The sequence below is a fragment of the Nitratidesulfovibrio sp. genome, from assembly GCF_040373385.1.
Classification (GTDB): domain Bacteria; phylum Desulfobacterota; class Desulfovibrionia; order Desulfovibrionales; family Desulfovibrionaceae; genus Cupidesulfovibrio.
Genome location: NZ_JBDXXH010000003.1, coordinates 507,957 through 523,714 on the forward strand (window position 1 = coordinate 507,957; position 15,758 = coordinate 523,714).

Annotated in this window: 16 protein-coding genes; 4 read left to right on the plus strand and 12 right to left on the minus strand. The window is 69.0% G+C overall.

Annotation, left to right across the window (positions count from 1 at the left end):
- The first annotated feature begins 88 nt into the window (after positions 1-88).
- Positions 89-421: a PilZ domain-containing protein gene (locus ABWO17_RS07945; protein WP_353117324.1), complete on the plus strand. Its 333-nt coding sequence runs from the start codon at positions 89-91 to the stop codon at positions 419-421.
- 203 nt (positions 422-624) lie between these two features.
- Here the strand turns inward: ABWO17_RS07945 and ABWO17_RS07950 are convergent, their stop codons facing one another.
- The 7 genes from ABWO17_RS07950 to ABWO17_RS07980 all read right to left on the minus strand — a co-directional run bounded on the left by ABWO17_RS07950 (position 625) and on the right by ABWO17_RS07980 (position 8,293).
- Positions 625-1,569 carry a YceI family protein gene (locus tag ABWO17_RS07950; protein WP_353117326.1) on the minus strand — a complete coding sequence of 315 codons (945 nt, stop codon included), beginning with the start codon at positions 1,567-1,569 and terminating at the stop codon, positions 625-627.
- Positions 1,570-1,706: 137 nt separating this feature from the next.
- The gene (locus tag ABWO17_RS07955) at positions 1,707-2,678 is read right to left on the minus strand and encodes a pirin family protein (RefSeq protein ID WP_353117328.1); all 972 of its coding nucleotides are present in this window, start codon (positions 2,676-2,678) and stop codon (positions 1,707-1,709) included.
- Between the two features lie 303 nt (positions 2,679-2,981).
- Complete coding sequence (locus ABWO17_RS07960; protein ID WP_353117330.1) at positions 2,982-3,305, minus strand: hypothetical protein; 324 nt, start codon at positions 3,303-3,305, stop codon at positions 2,982-2,984.
- Between the two features lie 314 nt (positions 3,306-3,619).
- Positions 3,620-4,819 (minus strand): aminopeptidase, encoded by a 1,200-nt coding sequence (locus tag ABWO17_RS07965; protein ID WP_353117332.1) that lies wholly within the window; start codon positions 4,817-4,819, stop codon positions 3,620-3,622.
- Positions 4,820-5,412: 593 nt separating this feature from the next.
- Entirely contained in the window at positions 5,413-7,167 is a 1,755-nt protein-coding gene (locus ABWO17_RS07970) for a tetratricopeptide repeat protein (RefSeq protein WP_353117334.1), read from the minus strand.
- On the minus strand, positions 7,168-7,758 hold the full coding sequence (locus ABWO17_RS07975; protein ID WP_353117336.1) for a hypothetical protein: 591 nt from the start codon (positions 7,756-7,758) through the stop codon (positions 7,168-7,170).
- A 64-nt stretch (positions 7,759-7,822) separates the two neighbouring features.
- On the minus strand, positions 7,823-8,293 hold the full coding sequence (locus ABWO17_RS07980) for an AraC family transcriptional regulator (RefSeq protein WP_353117338.1): 471 nt from the start codon (positions 8,291-8,293) through the stop codon (positions 7,823-7,825).
- Positions 8,294-8,608: 315 nt separating this feature from the next.
- Between ABWO17_RS07980 and ABWO17_RS07985 the strand changes: the two genes are divergently transcribed.
- Positions 8,609-8,884 (plus strand): HU family DNA-binding protein, encoded by a 276-nt coding sequence (locus ABWO17_RS07985; RefSeq protein ID WP_007526990.1) that lies wholly within the window; start codon positions 8,609-8,611, stop codon positions 8,882-8,884.
- 165 nt (positions 8,885-9,049) lie between these two features.
- Here ABWO17_RS07985 and ABWO17_RS07990 read toward each other — a convergent pair whose 3' ends face one another.
- Both ABWO17_RS07990 and ABWO17_RS07995 read right to left on the minus strand, forming a co-directional pair.
- Entirely contained in the window at positions 9,050-9,427 is a 378-nt protein-coding gene (locus ABWO17_RS07990) for a helix-hairpin-helix domain-containing protein (protein ID WP_353117340.1), read from the minus strand.
- Positions 9,428-9,511: 84 nt separating this feature from the next.
- Positions 9,512-10,870 carry a glycerate kinase type-2 family protein gene (locus tag ABWO17_RS07995; protein ID WP_353117342.1) on the minus strand — a complete coding sequence of 453 codons (1,359 nt, stop codon included), beginning with the start codon at positions 10,868-10,870 and terminating at the stop codon, positions 9,512-9,514.
- Between the two features lie 417 nt (positions 10,871-11,287).
- Here ABWO17_RS07995 and ABWO17_RS08000 point away from each other — a divergent pair, with 417 nt between their 5' ends.
- Positions 11,288-11,842, plus strand: a complete 555-nt coding sequence (locus tag ABWO17_RS08000; protein ID WP_353117344.1) for a BON domain-containing protein — start codon at positions 11,288-11,290, stop codon at positions 11,840-11,842.
- A 90-nt stretch (positions 11,843-11,932) separates the two neighbouring features.
- On the plus strand, positions 11,933-12,091 hold the full coding sequence (locus tag ABWO17_RS08005) for a rubredoxin (RefSeq protein ID WP_035068411.1): 159 nt from the start codon (positions 11,933-11,935) through the stop codon (positions 12,089-12,091).
- Positions 12,092-12,389: 298 nt separating this feature from the next.
- On the opposite strand, the gene ABWO17_RS08010 is transcribed toward ABWO17_RS08005, so the two are convergent.
- The 3 genes from ABWO17_RS08010 to ABWO17_RS08020 all read right to left on the minus strand — a co-directional run bounded on the left by ABWO17_RS08010 (position 12,390) and on the right by ABWO17_RS08020 (position 15,671).
- On the minus strand, positions 12,390-13,493 hold the full coding sequence (locus ABWO17_RS08010; protein WP_353117347.1) for a pyridoxal-phosphate-dependent aminotransferase family protein: 1,104 nt from the start codon (positions 13,491-13,493) through the stop codon (positions 12,390-12,392).
- Between the two features lie 337 nt (positions 13,494-13,830).
- A complete protein-coding gene (murI, locus tag ABWO17_RS08015) occupies positions 13,831-14,787 on the minus strand; it encodes a glutamate racemase (protein ID WP_353117349.1) in 957 nt (318 codons plus the stop codon).
- On the minus strand, positions 14,778-15,671 hold the full coding sequence (locus ABWO17_RS08020) for a pyridoxamine kinase (RefSeq protein WP_353117351.1): 894 nt from the start codon (positions 15,669-15,671) through the stop codon (positions 14,778-14,780). Before ABWO17_RS08020 ends, murI begins: the two co-directional genes overlap by 10 nt.
- Between the last annotated feature and the right edge of the window lie 87 nt (positions 15,672-15,758).

The following is a 15,758-nucleotide window of genomic DNA, read 5'->3' on the forward strand; positions in this document are numbered from 1 at the left end:
TACACGTCTGTCCGCACGGCGGCACACTGCCGCAGCACCCAGCCCCGGCGGCATGGCCCCGGTGCCAGCCATCCGGCAAGGAGAATTCATGAGCGACGAACGCCGCGTCTTTCCCCGGCTGCAACTGGACTGCCCCTGCTTCATCACCCTGCGCCGCGACGCCGGAGACCTGCCGTGCATGCTCGGCAACATCAGCTCGGGCGGGGTGATGCTGCAACTGCCCCCCTTCTGCGCGGCAGAGGGACTGCCCTTTGGCGAAGTGGTGAGCCTGGTCGATGTGCCCAAGGCCCTGGCTGGCGCGCTGGAAGGGGCGCAGGGCCGGGTGGCCTGGTGCAGCGGCGTGCAGGCGGGTATCTGTTTCGCAGACGTGCTGCCCTTCAACGTGGACGACATCATGGACATGCTGGACGAGGTCTGCTGAACCGGCCTGCTTCCCTCGGCTTCGGGGTGCCGGGCCGGGCAGTACCGGCAGGCCGTCGTTTTTGCTCCGTACGGTCAGGCGTTCGACATTTCCTGCCCGCCCGTCCATCTTCGCTTTCTTTCTCCCTGACGAACGCATACGGCCGGGCCGTTTTCCGCCCGGCCGTTGCTGTTGTGTCGTTGCAATCCGTAGCGTCCGCTTCGTCATCGGCCCCTGGCGGGCGTGTACACCAGCCGGAAATCCAGCGAGATGGCGTCATCCACCCGATGGTAGCCCAGGTGCCTGAAGAAGCGCGCCGATCCGTACAGCACGCCCCAGCGGGTGCGGTCCAGGTCGCAGTGCCCGGACAGGCTCAGTCCATCCGCATCACCGCTGCGCCGCACCGCCACATTGAGCGCCAGTTTCCTGTGTACGCTCCGCAGGGTGAACAGCCCTGTCAGCCGGTAGTTGGGGGTGGTGGCCGTGGCCGAGGGCAGCGGTGTGAGGGCCATGTCCTCCAGCGCGGCCTGCGGGAACAGGGCGGTGAAGAAGAAGTCGTCCGAGGCCAGATGCGCTTCCAGTACCGGGCGCAGCGCGTCGTCGGTGATGTCCTGATCGTGGATGGTGCGCATGTCGATGCGCAGGTTGCCCGTGCCGTGCCCGCGCGAGAAGATCAGCGATCCTCCGGCGCAGTCCACGGTGCCGGTGTGCGCGCCGTTGTCGTTGCGGCCTGTCCAGCGGATGGCGGATGTCGCCGCGTCCAGCGCGTAGGCGCCGTCAGGCATGACCACGGGCGGGTGTGCGTCCGGCCGGGCATGGGGGGCGCTGCCCTCCAGCGGCAATCCGGCGTCACACCATGCCTCCAGCCCGCCCGCGAACCAGCGCACGTCGGCGTGCCCCTGACGCAGCAGCTTTTCCGCCGCCATGCGCCCGTCCAGCGAGCCCGCGCCCGCGCCGTAGACCAGCACTGGCGCCGTGCGGTCCGGGGCCAGCGCGGCCACGGCATCGCAGAACACCACCTCGTGCACGCAGGCCTGCACCGCGCCGGGAATGTGCCGCAACTCGAAATACTCCGGCACCATCACGTCCAGCACGATGCCCGTGCGCCTTTCCACGAAGGCCCGCGCCGCCGCGAGCCCGATTTTGCGAACCTTGTGCCCTGTGGGCATGTGGCCTCCTTGTGCCTGTCGCCGCGCGTTCACCGTCCGTTCCCGTCTGGCTCCGTCTGGTTCAGTCGGCCCTTGCCCTTCGTCTGGCGGGCATGGCCGACGGGGCGTGTTGGCCGGGCCGGACGGCATGAAGCCTTCTACCGGTCCAGTCCGCCAGGTGTCGGATGGCGGATGAAGGTGCCCGTCCGCACCTCGTGGAACGCCGTTTCCAGTTCCGCGTCGGTGTTCATGACGATGGGGCCGCGCCAGGCCACGGGCTCGCCCAGCGGGCGCCCCGTGAACAGCAGAAGACGCAGACCGCCTTCGCCAGCGCGAAAGGCCACGCTGTCGTCGCCCGCTCCCGGATTGTCGCCGCCTTCCCCCGGATTATTGCCTGCGGGCCGCCGGAACAGCACCAGGGTGCGGTTGGCCACGGCGGTTTCCCCGGCGCCGCCCCCTGCCGTTGCTTCCGCCTTCTCCCCACCCGTTCCGATGCTCACCCCCGCCCCGTCAATGACATAGGCGATGGCGGTATGCCCGTGCGGCACGGGGTGCTCGTGCGTCACCCCCGCCGGAATGGTCAGGTCCAGGTAGCCGGGGTCGGTGACGATGTCCGCCGCCGGTCCCGTCACCGGGCCCCCCGCGCCGTGCACCGTCCCGGCGATGACCTTGGCCGCCACCCCATGCGGCAGTTGCGCCACGGGGATTTCCGCCGCCGTGATGCTGCGGTAGCGCGGCTCCATCATCTTGTGGCTGGCGGGCAGGTTGGCCCACAGCTGGAACCCGTGCATGGCGCCGTGTGCGTCGCCCTTGGGCATTTCCTGATGGATGATGCCGCTGCCCGCCGTCATCCACTGCACGTCGCCGGAGGAAATGACCCCCTTGTTGCCCATGCTGTCGCCGTGTTCCACATCGCCGCGCAGGATGTAGGTGATGGTTTCGATGCCCCGGTGCGGGTGCCACGGAAAGCCCTTGATGAAGTCTTCCGGCCTGTCGGAGCGAAAGTCGTCCAGCAGCAGGAACGGGTCGAACATGGGGGCCTCGTAGTAGCCGAACATGCGGCGCAGCCGTACGCCCGCGCCCTCGGTGACCGGTTCTCCGTGCAGGACGAGTTCGATGTCTCTCGGCATGGCGTGCCTCCCTTCTTGGCATGATGGCGGTGTGTCTCGGGTCGTGGTCGCCCCGGACCGTTGCCAAACGGCTGCGGACGCCACGGACTCTGCGCCACCTTGGCATACCGTGCAGGCGGCGGCAAGGCGCGGGGGAAATTTTGGCGGGTGGCGAAAAGGGGACGCCCCGGTGGGCGTGCCAGGGGGGCGGAGTGCGCGAAAGGAAGGGAGCAGGAGCGAGTCTGGCCGGAAGGGGGCGGATGATGGCAGGCGGTGCGGAACGGCGGACAGGCCGGGCGGGGCCGTCATGCCCCGTCCGTTGCGCTAGTGCCCGGAATAGGCCAGCACGTGGTTCAGCCCGGCGCTGGATTTCTTCATCTCCGTGCCGGTGATCACGAAGCGGGTCAGCCGCCAGGCGTCCATGTCGATGTGGTCGATGCGCCCCTGACAATCCGGGGCAAGGTGGGGGGCGATGGCGTCGGCCAGTTCCTGCGCGTCGCAATACGGGCCTTCGTAGGCAATGCGCAAAAGGTCGCCCTCCAGTTCCACCCATTCCTCGCCGATGGCCGTGGCCGCCGCTCGCAGCATGTCCTGCCCGGCGGGCCACACCGAGCCGTACACCTTTTCCTGAATCATGTCGCGGGCCATGCGGGTTCCTTTGCGTGTATCCGGGGGGTGCCGACAGGCGGTGTTGCGTGTCTGGCGGGCAGGAGGCGCGTGTTTTTTATGCTCCCGGCGGGCAGGGGGGAAACCCCCTGCACCCCCATCGTGGGTATGCCAGAAATCCAATTTCACCGTTATTATTGCGTTTGTTTTTGTGAATTCGCCAGAGATGGTCCCGGAGTGGGGTGCAGGGGACGGAGTCCGCGCTGCGATCGCCATCCGTAACACTCGGAGACTCGTGTAACGGCTGCCGTCCTGCCCGCCGGAGGCGTATAAAAAAGAACGCGCCTGAGGACGGCCTACAACCGGAACTCCCCGTCCTCGTAGATAACCACGCGTTTGCCCTCCGACGAAACGGCGGTAACCCTGCGCGGGGTGGTGGCCACCAGATCCCAGTGCAGGCTGGAACTGTTGAAGCCCAGGTCGCGCCGGGCGTCTGCGGTAAGCTCGTCGGACGGGCCGGAAAAGGTGTTGGCGTACGACTGGCCCAGCGCCACGTGCATGGAACCGTGCGGGCCACCGTGGTTCTCGTCGTACAGGGTGTTGGCCATGAACCGGCTGATGCGCGAGAAGCGTCGGTCCACCAGGGCGAATTCACCCAGCATGGCCGCGCCGGGATCGCTGTTCAACTGCCCGGTGGCAAAGCCCTCGCCCTGCTCGGCATCCAGCCGCACCACGCGGCCCTGCCGGAATTCCAGCCTTACCCCCTGCACGATGTTGCCGGAACGGAACGACGGCAGGTCGGCGGTGTACACCCCTTCCACGCTGCGCCAGTCGGGCGAGACGTACAGCTCGAAGCTGGGAATGTTGCGCCCGGTCACCCCGGCCCAGCGGCGCATGCGCCCCACGCGCAGGCGCAGGTCGGTGCCGTCGGCCTCCACGTGCAGGGTGGCGTCGCCCAGTTCGTCCAGCCTGGCGCGGATGGCCTCGGCCTGTTTTGCCACGCGGGCCCAGGTGGCGGCGGGGTCTGCCTCGCCCAGCAGGCAGGCCCGGCGCACCTCGTCGGCGTAGTCGGCCAGCGAAAGCCCGGCCTGCCCGGCCAGGGCCGCCGTGGGCCAGATGCACAGGGTCCAGCCGTAGGCGCCCATGTCCTCGCGCAGGTGGGCGATGTCCTGCAACGGGCGGCGAGCGGCCTGGGCCATGGCGATGCGCTCCGGCTCGATGGAGGCGAGATGGGTGAGCGATTCCGGCGCGATGATGGTGATGCACCCGCCAAGGTGGCTGTACAGGTCGCGTTCGCCGGGGATCAGCGTGGTCAGGCGCTTGTTGTTGGCGCGGGCGTAGAAATCATGCTCCATGCGCGGGGTGGGCTGCATGCGCGGCACGGGAATCATGCCCATGTCGTGCAGCCTGCCGCACAGTTCCTCGGCCAGGGGCAGGCCCGGCAGGTCGAAGCGCACCAGCACGAAGTCGCTCTTGCGCAGGGGCGCGCGGCGCCCGCGCGCAAGCCCCCACAGCATGACGTCGGCATATTTCCCCAGGGTTTCGGCATCGTACATGGCATGCTCCAATGGGTGCGCGGTGTGCAAAGGTGTTGCCGTGGCGGCGAAGTTATCATTGCCGGGGCATCGCGCCGTGCTAGGGTGGACGCGTGGTGCCCCGGAAACCCGTTTACGGTTTCCACGCCGCTTCCGCCCCGTACCCGCGTGCGGGACCCAAACCCGGGAGATACGTACGGCAGCATGCGTATCGCCGAAGGGACGCGGCACGGGCAACCCGGCCACTCATCCTCCCCCTTGCAGCGTCGGCCGCGTTCCAGCCCCTCGGAGCGCGGCCGACCTCTTTTGTCGCGCGCGGCGGCGGACCGGGGAGAGGCGCATGACGGACGATGCCCGGAAGGCCGGGCATTGGCGTGGTCATGCTCGCACCGTCACGCCTGCACCGCCCTGTCCGGCTCACCCTGTCCGGCTCACCCTGCTCGGCCCATCCTGTCCGGCCCATCCTGTTCGGCTTGTCGCCTGCGGGCCATCATCTGCGGGCCATCATCTGCGGGCCATCATCTGCGGGCCATCATATCCGTATCGGCAGCACCTTGCCAGCCGGGCAACAGCATGCCGTCAGCACCATGCGGATGGTGTCTCCAGGCCACGCCTCAGGGCAGTGTGCGCGGGGCCGGGCTGTCGTCCGGCAGTTCGTACAGGCTGGCATCCCGTCCGGCATCACGCCGGACTCCTGTTTGGACATCGGGCGCCGTGCCGTTGGGGCCGCCCGGCGTGCGGGGGGCAGGCGTGGCCGGAATGTCGCCCGCCGGGACGTGTTCGTTGAACATGGCGGCGTCCTGCGGGACATTCTGCGGGACGTTTTGCGGGGCATCGGGCACGGCCTTTTCGGGGATGGCGGGGGTGCCACCCGAAACGACGGCAGGCACCGCCGTGGCCGGGTCGGCGCTGGTGCCGTTCTGCCCGGTTTGCCCGGCCTGCCCTGTCGGCTGGTCCTGCCCTGTCGGCTGGTCTTGCCCGTTTGTTCCGCCGTTCGCGCGCGGCGTGGCCGTCCCGTTCGGTGTCGGGCGGCATTGCCCGCGCCCGCGCGCCAGGCTCAACCCCTCGCAGTCGCCCAGGGCACATGCCCGGTAGAAATCGTCGCACATGGGGCCGGGTTCACCGCGCACCTGCCACGCCGCCCCGCGTACCCGCCAGTGGGCGGCCACGTCGGGGCGCAGGCGGATGGCGGCGGCGGCGTCGGCCACGGCCAAGGCGGGCATCTGCAACCGCAGGTGGCACACGGCGCGCGCGTGCAGGGCACGGGCAAAGCCGGGCGACAGCTTCAGGGCGCGGTCCTGTGCCTCCATGGCGTCCTGCGGGCGATCGAGCAGCAGCAGGGCTTCGCCCAGCGCGTTCCACAGCAGCGGGTTGCGCGTGTCCAGCGAGACAGCACGGCGCATGTGGCGCAACATGGCCTCTGGCGCAAGGCCCCAGCCGCCCACGGTGGCGCCCATGGTGCTGACGGCGGGCGGGGCCGGGGCGTCCGTTGCCTGCCCGGCTGCCGGTTCCTTGCCCGACGCCTGTCCGCCTGCGGCGTCCTTGTTCGATGTCTGTCCGCCTGCGGCGTCCGTGCCCACGGGGATGCCGGACAGGCAGGCGCGGTACAGGTCCAGCGCCTCCAGCGAGCGGGCCAGCGCGCCCAGCCGCTGGGCAAAGGGGCTTTCGTCCTCGCCGCCGTGGCGGGCCACGTGGCGGGCGGTGGCCTGGGCCGCATCCAATGCCTCTTCGGTCAGGGCGGCCTCGCGGCGCAGCACCTCTTCGTGCAGTTCCAACAGCGGGTCGTTGCGCAGCACGGCGCGGACGGGGTCTGCGCTGCCCGGCAAGGGGGGTGACGCTGCCGCGTTTGGCGGGATGTTTGACGCTGCCGCGTCTGGCGGGATGTTTGACGCTGCCGCGTTTGGCAACGGCGCATCAGGCGTCAGGGAATTTTGGGTGGTGTCCGGGATGGTGTCCGGGGGGGCGTCGGCCTGCACGGTTACGGCCACGCGGACCTCGGGGGGGTATCCCTGCACGGTGACATCGGTAACGCGGGTGACCAGCACGGCGGATGCCACGGCCAGACGGCGCTGCGGATCATGCGCGGCCAGAGCGGCGAAGGACCCGGCGGAGCCTTCCAGCAGGGCGGGCATCCCTTCGCGCAGCGCGGCCAGACGCGCGGCGGAGCGGGCGATGACGGTGGCGGATTCCTTGCGCAGGCCGCCGCCGAAGGGCACCGCGACGGTGCTGGCGGCGTGCGTGGTGGCGGCTGTCGCCAGCAGGATGGCGATGCCGCAGAGCAGCGGGGCAAGCCCGGCGCGGGGGCGGGCGGAAGGGGGCGGTACCGGGCCTGCATGCAGGCCCGGCGCCGCCCGTCCGGAATGGTGCATCTACTTCTTCACGGTGCTCTGTATCTTGCGGGCCGCGGGTTGCAGCACGTCGCGCAGGGTTTCGGCCAGCAGCTTTTCGACCACGTCGGAAGCCGGAATGACCTGCTTGGACTGACCGCCGGAAAGATGCTCGGTGTACAGCACCTTGGTGTAGTCGGACACGGAGACGGCCAGCTTCATGGAGGTGCTGAATTCGGTGGTCTTCAGTTCCTTCAGCCACACCTCGTTGACCACGCCGGTGACGATGTAGTCGGGGCCGCCAGCGCGGGCCTGTTCCGGGGTCAGGGCGAAGGACACCTGCAAGCCCTGGCGGGCCAGTTCGTCGGCCAGCGAGCGGCTGACCCAGTCGGACACGGTGGACGAGGCCACGAAGGAGGTGCCGTCCTTGCGTTCACCCACCTGCACCACCGGGCGCTTGTCCTCGAACATGACCACGGTCACGCGGGGGGCGGAAGGATCGGGCAGCACCGCGGCATCGGGCGGCGAGTAGAGCAGGCGGACGGAATTGCCGGGGGCGCAGGCCGAAAGGGCCAGCGCGGCAAGAACCAGCAGCAGCGCAGCGAGCGTGCGCGAGACGTTGTGGCGAAGCATTGTTCCTCCTGTGCGCGGTGCGCGGTGCGCGGCGCATGCATGTTCGCCGCCGGGGCGGCGGGTGTTACAGCGGGGCCAGTGGCAGGTAGAGGCGGGTCAGCAGGTCGTCTTCCGGTGTGGCGTCCGGGGCGTTGAGGTAGGCCTCCATGCGGGGCGCGCCCAGGGGGGTGCGCCCGCTGGCGGGCAGCCATTCCCAGAACAGCGCCGACCACGACCACGGCAGGGTGGCGTAGGGGCCCTTGTGCACGGCCACGGCGTATTCCCGAGAGCGGATGACCCGCACGATGACGTAGTCGTCCGGCTCGAAGTCTTCGGGCACGGTGACCATGGCGTCGTAGCGGATGCGCTCCGGCGGGGTGATTTCCGGGTCGTCGTGGCACAGGCCCAGGAACATGGTGGAGGCGCCGGTCACCTGCCGCCGTGCGATCCACGGCGTAAGCAGCTTCCACGCCTTCGGCCCCGATTCGGCATAGGGGCCGAGCACGCGGATGCCGGCCACGCGAAGTTCCGGCAGGCGTTCGATGCGCACTTCCATGGTTGGCTTGCGTCTCCCTGTTCCTTCTCTCTGTGGGGCCGTTATAGCGCAAGCGGGGCCGAAATCAAAGGGTTGCGGAGTGCGTTTTGCCGTCGTTACGGCTTGTTCCGGCCCCGAGGGAGCGGCGGAGCGCTTGCGCGAACCATGCACGGAGCGGGGCATTTTGGTGACGAATCAAGCAACGACGCGCCTTCGTGGGCACAAACTGTTGACAAGGGGGCCAACCTCTGTAAAAGCTGCGCCCTTGCACCATGTGCATGCAATACCGCGCCGCCGGAGCGCGCGCGGACCGAAACCCCCCATATGGAGATACCGATGACCAAAGCTGAACTGGTTGAAAAGATCCGCGCCAAGGCCGGTCTTGCCTCCAAGGTCCAGGCCGAAGGCGCCCTTGACGCCACCATCGCCGTGCTCGCCGACGCCCTGGCCGCTGGCGAATCCGTGACCTTCACCGGCTTCGGCAGCTTCAAGGTGACCGAACGCGCCGCGCGCAAGGGTCGCAATCCCCGCACCGGCGAAGAAATCACCATTCCTTCCGGCAAGGTGGTGAAGTTCACCCCCGGCAAGCTGCTGAAGGATTCCGTGAAGTAGGCAGCCCACGGGCCGCAGATTTCCGCGCCCCGCGTCTCCGGCAAGGAGATGCGGGGCGTTTCGCGTTTTCGGGGGTGGGTGGGGGAAGGAACGCACCGACCTGCGCGGGGAAAAGGGGGCGGGATATTCAGGGGGTCTGCCCCCGCCCGCCTTCTCTCCAGCCTTCTATCTCGTGCACCCGTCGGGGCGAGGGGGCAGGGCCGCGTGCAAGGTTCCGGCCTTGCGGTGGGGCGTCCAGGCGAACCAGTCGCGCAGGGCGTCAGGCAGGTGCGGGGCGCGGGCCTGGGCAACGGCGCAGGCGAACACGTCGAGCACGCACGGATCGTGGCGTTGCCCGGTGAGTGTGCACAGCCGGTCGTACAGTTCCTGCGGATCCGCCGCCGCAAGTCCGGCCAAGGTGCGCACCCCCAGCAGATCGAGGTCGCGCTGGGTGGCCGGACCCATCGAGCGCAGCCCGGCCAAGGGGTGCGCGGGACGGGATGCGGGTCGACCACCGGTGTTCTTCGACCCCGTCGCGGTCGCGGTTGCGTGCGTGTTCTTCATGTGTCCTTCCGTAGCCGTGCGCGGTGGCCTGTCCGGCCAGGGCATTCGGTCAGGGCGTCCGGTCGGGTTGTCCGGCGAGCCGGCTCAGGCGGCGGGTTTGCCCTTGGGCGCGTCAACCAGCAGCACGGCCAGGTCCATGACGTTGGTCAGGGTAGGGCCGGTGCGCAGCAGATGTCCCGTGCGGTCCAGGAAGTTGTAGGCGTCGTTGGCCGCAAGGTGGCCATGGGCATCCACGCCGCAGTCGCGCGCCACGCACAGGGTGTTGCCCGATGCGTAACCCCCTGCGGCGTCCGTGGGGCCGTCGGTGCCGTCGGTGCCCGCGCAGAGCATGGCGATGTGCGGGCAGTCGGCCAGTTCGTCCATGTGGATGGCGGCGGCCAGGGCCATTTCCTGGTTGCGCCCGCCAAGCCCGCCGCCGGTGATGGTGACGGTGGTCTCGCCGCCCGCCAGCAGGCAGAACGGCCCTTCGGGGTGGGACAGTCCAACGGCTGCGCGGGTGGCTTCTTCCACCAGTTCGCGGGCGCGCACGCGGGCCTCGCCGGTCATGGTGTCGGTAAGGATGCGGGGGCGGTAGCCGTGCGCGGCGGCTGCTTCCGCCGCCGCTTCCAGCGCCAGCCGGTTGCTGGCCACGATGCAGTTCTGCACCGCGCCGAATACCGGGTCGCCGGGTTTGGGCGTTTCCGCCGCCATGCCGCGCAGGCCCGCTGTCAGCCGTTCGATGACCGGCGCGGGCAGCCTGTCGAGAATGCCGAACCTGTCGGCGATGGATGTGCAGTCGGCGTAGGTGGATGCATCGGGCGAGGTGGGGCCGGAGGCGATGACGTCCAGGTCGTCGCCCACCACGTCGGAGATGATCAGCGAAACCACCTGCGCCGGGGCCGCCGCGCGGGCCAGGTTGCCGCCGCCGAAGGCGGACAGGTGTTTGCGCAGGGCGTTGATCTCGTGGATGGTGGCCCCGCATTCCAGCAGCAGGGTGGTGGCGGCGCGCATGTCGTCCAGGGTGATGCCCGGTTGCAGCGCGGGGGTCAGCGCGCTGGCCCCGCCGGTAAGGGCGCACAGCACGAGGTCGCGCGGGCCTGCGGTGCGCACCAGGTCCAGTATCTCGTTGGCGGCGCGTTCACCGGCGGCGTCGGGCACGGGGTGGGCGGCCTCGCGCAGGGCGATGCGCTTCAGCGGGGCGGTGTGCCCGTACTTCACCACCACCACGCCGTCGTGCACCCGGTCGCCCAGGATGTCCTCCAGCGCGGCGGCCATGGGGGCCGCGCCCTTGCCCGCGCCCACCACGTACACCCTATCGTGGGCGGAAAGATCGTAGTCGCGCCCGGCAATGTGCAGGGTGTTGCCGTCGCGGCGCACATGCCGGTGCACGGCACGGTCGGGGGCCACGGCATCAAGGGCGCGGGACAGGATATGGTCGAGGACGGCGCGCTGTTCGGGGGTCATGCGGCGATCTCCTTGGCGTCGTTAGGGGCGTCGTTTCGGGGGATGTGTTGTGGTTGTGGTGTGCGGGGTGGGCGGCTTCCGATCCATGGCGCGTTTTGGCCGTGGCGTTTCCCATCCCGCGCGTTTGCGTATGGAATCGGCATGGGCGGCGGGTACCGCGTGGCGCATGGTAGGTGGGCGCGATGCCCATGGTCAAGAGGGGCAAGCGTCCTGCGCGCGGCACGACGTTTCGGGAACAGTGGCACGCGGCGTTGGTGCCGGGGTACGTCGCACGAAGGGCGTCCGAATGCCACCCGGCCCCGGTGACAGCGCGCCCGACGCGTGCTATATTTTACCCTGAATCCTCGCGCCCGTGCCGCTCCTGTGGCAGCAGGGGACGGGGCAACCAACCGCAAGCACACTACGCAGGAGACAGCCATGAAACGCCGCATCCTTTCCGCCGTCATGTCGGCCCTACTGCTGGCGGCATCGGCGCTCGCGCTTTCCGGCCTTGGCGGCTGTGCCGTCTATTCCGTGCCGCAGGACGAACGCACCGTGGGCACCATGGTGGATGACAGCACCATCCGCACCGCCATCAAGAGCGACCTCATGCAGCGCGACGCCTCCGACGGCTACGCCGTGAAGGTGTACAGCTACGCCGGGCGGGTCTTTCTGGTGGGCGAGGTGCCGTCGGCGTTCCGCGACCCGGCGGTGACCATTGCCCGCAAGGCCAAGGGCGTGCGCTCCGTGACCACCCACTGGTTCGACCCGGGCACCGGCCACACCGCCGACGATCTGGCCGTGGCCACCAAGGTGCGCACCAACCTCATCGCGGAAAAGGCCCTCAGCTCCACCCAGATCGACCTTGAAGTGTACGGCGGCCAGGTGGTGCTGCTGGGCATGGTGCGCGCGCAGGCCGATGTGGACCGCGCCGTCATGGTGGCGCGCGCCGTGGGCGGCGTGCGTTCGGTGAAGTCGTTCCTGATTCCGTAGCCGTCACCTCATTCCTTCATCCGCGCGCGGGCCGTGCGCGGCCATGCGGGGAAGGCCAAAAAGGCGCCGACATGGCGCAAGGAGACACCGATGCAGAAATACAAGTGCCCCTGCGGCTATGTGTACGACCCCGCCGAGGGCGATCCCGAGCACGGCGTGGGCCCCGACACCCCCTTCGCCGACCTGCCCGAGGACTGGGTGTGCCCGTGGTGCGACGCCGAGAAGGAATACTTCGAACCCGTGCAGTAGCCGCGCGGACCGTTTCCGCGACAGCAGATGAACAGCGCCCCCGGTACGTCCCTGTGAGTCAGGACGTGCCGGGGGCCTTTTCCGTAAGTGGAATATCTTGCAACGGCGGCAGGTTGCGGAATCGGCAAGCCGCCGATGGGTGCCTGTCGGTGCCTGTCGGTGCCTGTTGGTGCCTGTCGGTGCCTGTTGGTGCCTGTTGGTGCCTGTTGGTGCCTGTCGGTTCCTGTTGAGACCGGAGGGGCCGGTGCGCCTGTCCGGCAAGTTGCCGGTGGTTTCCGCGCCCCTGTCGCGTGACGGCCTAGTCCTGCATCACGGTTTCGATGACATCCAGCGCCGCGTCCACCAGCGCTTCGGTGGCCTGCGTGCCCATGTGCCCAAGGCGGAACACCTTGCCCGCCATGGGGCCGAAGCTGCCGGACACGATCAGCCCGCGTTCGCGCAGGCGCTGCCGCCATTCCGGCCAGTCGAAGCCTTCCGGCACAAGGGCCGCCGTCACCGTGGGCGAGTTCACCGCGCCCTCCGCCGTCCACAGGTCGATGCCCAGCTTGGCGAGGCCCGCGCGGCAGCGTTCGGCAACTTCCTGATGCCGGTCGAAGCAACCCTGCATGCCGCCCGCCTCGTTCAGGATGGCCAGTGCGCCCGCGTTGAGCGCGGCGGTGCCGTGCCAGTACGGGGTGTACGGGCAGCGGCCATCCTGCTGCACGGTGCGGAAGGGGCCGATGGCGTCGTAGCCCTGATAGCCCACGGTCTCCACGACCTCCCACGCCGCCGGGCTGACGGACAGAAAGCTCATGGACGGCGGGGCGGAAAGGCACTTCTGCGAGCCGCCCAGCACGAGGTCCGCGTGCCATGCGTCGGCCTGCACGGGTGCGCCGCCCACGCTGGCCACCGCGTCCACGTAGAACAGCGGCACGCCGCAGGTTTGCTTCAGCGCGCCAAGGTCGCCCAGCGGGTTCAGCGTGCCGGACGGCGTTTCGCAGTGTACGGCGGTGAGCATCTTGGGCTTGAAGCTGCGGATGGCGTCTTCGATGCCGGTCAGGTCGTCGATGGTTTCGTTGTACGGCAGCGAGACCTTCAGCACCTCGCAGCCGATGGACGCGGCCATGTCGCCGATGCCGTCGCCGAACACGCCGGTGCCCACGGACAGCACCTTGTCGCCGGGCACGAGGCAGCTTTTCAGCGCGGCCCACAGGGCCAGCATGCCTTCGCCGGTCATCAGCACCACGTCATGCTGCGTGCCCATGAGCTGCGCGAGGTTGCGGCCCGTTTCCGCGTACAGTTTCAGGTAGTCCGGCTCGATCTGGCCGGAGCCGTAGTCGCGGGTCATGGCCGCCAGCACGGCGGGGTGCAGGGTGACCGGGCCGGGCACCATGGGGATGGGGGCGTATGGCTTGTGCGCCATGGGGGTGACCTCCGGAAAGTGCGTGATGTTTGCCGTGCGGCGTAAGCTGGGGGCGTGCCTTACGGTACGCTGCCTTGCGTTTTCATGCCACAGCCGCGCGGCGGCTGCGTGTCGCGCGCGTCAGGGGCTGTCTCCAACGTAGGATTTTTGCCCGTTGGCAAGGAAAACGAGCCTGCCATGAGGGAGTATACTCTTGTTGTATTCGACCGATATGGCAGGCGAAGTTTGACCGCTCTGCGCTCAATGCCCGTAAAGCTCGCGGGCTCGCTTAACGGGCACGCTACGCGCCCTTCGGGTCGGTCAGCCAACGGGCAAAAAGACAAGTCGGAGATAGCCCCTACAAGTCCACCAACTCCACCTCGTTCGGCGCAATGGCCGTGCCCAGAAACAGCCCGCCGGTGCGGGCGAAGCGGGGCACGTCGTCGGTGGTCAGAAAGCGGGCCTCGCCGCATTCGTTGCCGCCTGGCCCCGTGCGCAGGGGGCGCACCAGTCCGGCGGCCTGCAATTCCGCCTGCACGGCAAGGGCGGTGGTGGCGGCGGAATCGACGATGACCGGTTCCGGCCCGATGACGTTGCGGATGGCCCGCGCCAGCAGCGGAAAGTGGGTGCAGCCCAGCACCAGGCAGTCGGGCGTTTCCGGCGTGTCGCTGCCGGACGCAGGGCGAAAGATGGGGTCCAGGTAGCGCGCGGCGATGTCTTCCACGATCTTGCCGTCCACCCAGCCTTCCTCGGCCAGCGGCACGAACAGCGGGCAGGGCTGCCCGATGATCTGCGCGTCGGGCCGCAGGCTGTGGATGGCCTTGTGGTAGGCGCGGCCCCGGATGGTAGATTCCGTGGCGATGACGGCAATGTTGCCCCGGCGGGTGGCGCGGCAGGCCGCCTGCGCGCCCGGCTGCACCACCCCCACCACCGGCAGGCCGGGGTTGGCGGCGCGCAGGGCGTCCAGCGCCACGGACGTTGCCGTGTTGCAGGCCACCACCAGCAGCTTGATGCGCCGCTGCACCAGCTTGGACGCGGCCTGCACGGCGTAGCGGGTGATGGTTTCCGCGCTCTTGGTGCCGTAGGGCAGGCGGGCGGTGTCGCCCAGGTACAATATGTCCTCGCAGGGCATGCGGGTGCGCAGGGCCTTCAGCACCGTAAGGCCGCCCACGCCCGAATCGAACATGCCGATGGGCAGGTTGGCGGCGTCGGGGGCGGATGTGCCGGAGGCGAAAGTGCCGGGGGCGGAAGTCCCCGTGTTGTCTTGGTCGTAGCCCGTGGCGGCGGTGCCGCACGCGGGGCCGTCTACTTGCATCGGTCCTCGTCCTCCAGAAGTTCGTAACTGCTCACGGTTACCGGCGCGCGCAGGGTGTCCAGCACCCGTTCCAGCAGGATGCCCTCGCGGCTGGGCGAATTGTGCCCGAAGGTGGCGCGGATGCCCAGCGTGACGAAGTGCACGGCGCGGTCCATGGCAATGGGCAGGCTGTCGCCCTGCAACAGGCTGCCGGTAAGCACGCTGGCAAAGGTGTCGCCCGTGCCGGGGTAGTGGGCGGGTATGTACTGGCAGTCCACCTTCCAGAATCTGTCGTGGGTGCTGTGGTAGGCCGCCACGGAGCTGACGCCCGCATGCCCGGCCACCGGCACGCTGGTTATCACCGCCACGCGCGGCCCCATGGCCGTCAGGCGGCGCAGCCAGACCATCAGGTCTGCCGTGGAGATGGATTCGCGGTAGGGCTCGTCCAGCAGCAGGGCGGCTTCTGTGAAATTGGGGGTGATGATGTCTGCCTTGCGCACCAGCCAGCGCATGCGTTGCACCATCTCCATGTCCATGGTGGGTTCCAGCTGGCCGTTGTCGCCCAGAACAGGGTCCACCACGGCAAGGCCGCCCTCTACCCGGCACATGTCGATGCACCGGGCCACGATGTCCACCTGCGCCGGGGAACCCAGAAAGCCGCTGTACACCGCGTCGAACTTCAGGTTCAGGGCCTGCCAGTGGTCCAGGAACAGGCGCATCTGGTCGGTAAGGTCCAGAAAGCTGTAGCCGGTGAAGCCCGCCGTGTGGGTGGACAGCACGGCGGTGGGCATGGGGCACACCTGCGCACCCATGGCGGACAACACGGGTATGGCCACGGTGAGCGAGGTGCGGCCGAAGCCGGAAAGATCGTGGATGGCCGCCACGCGCGGCACGGGATTGCGCATTGCAGGGCTCCTTGCGCGGAGTTCCGGACTGGCCGGGCGGCGTCTGGTGGTGTTGGCTGGGCGATGCAGGCCCGGATGTGCATGGTG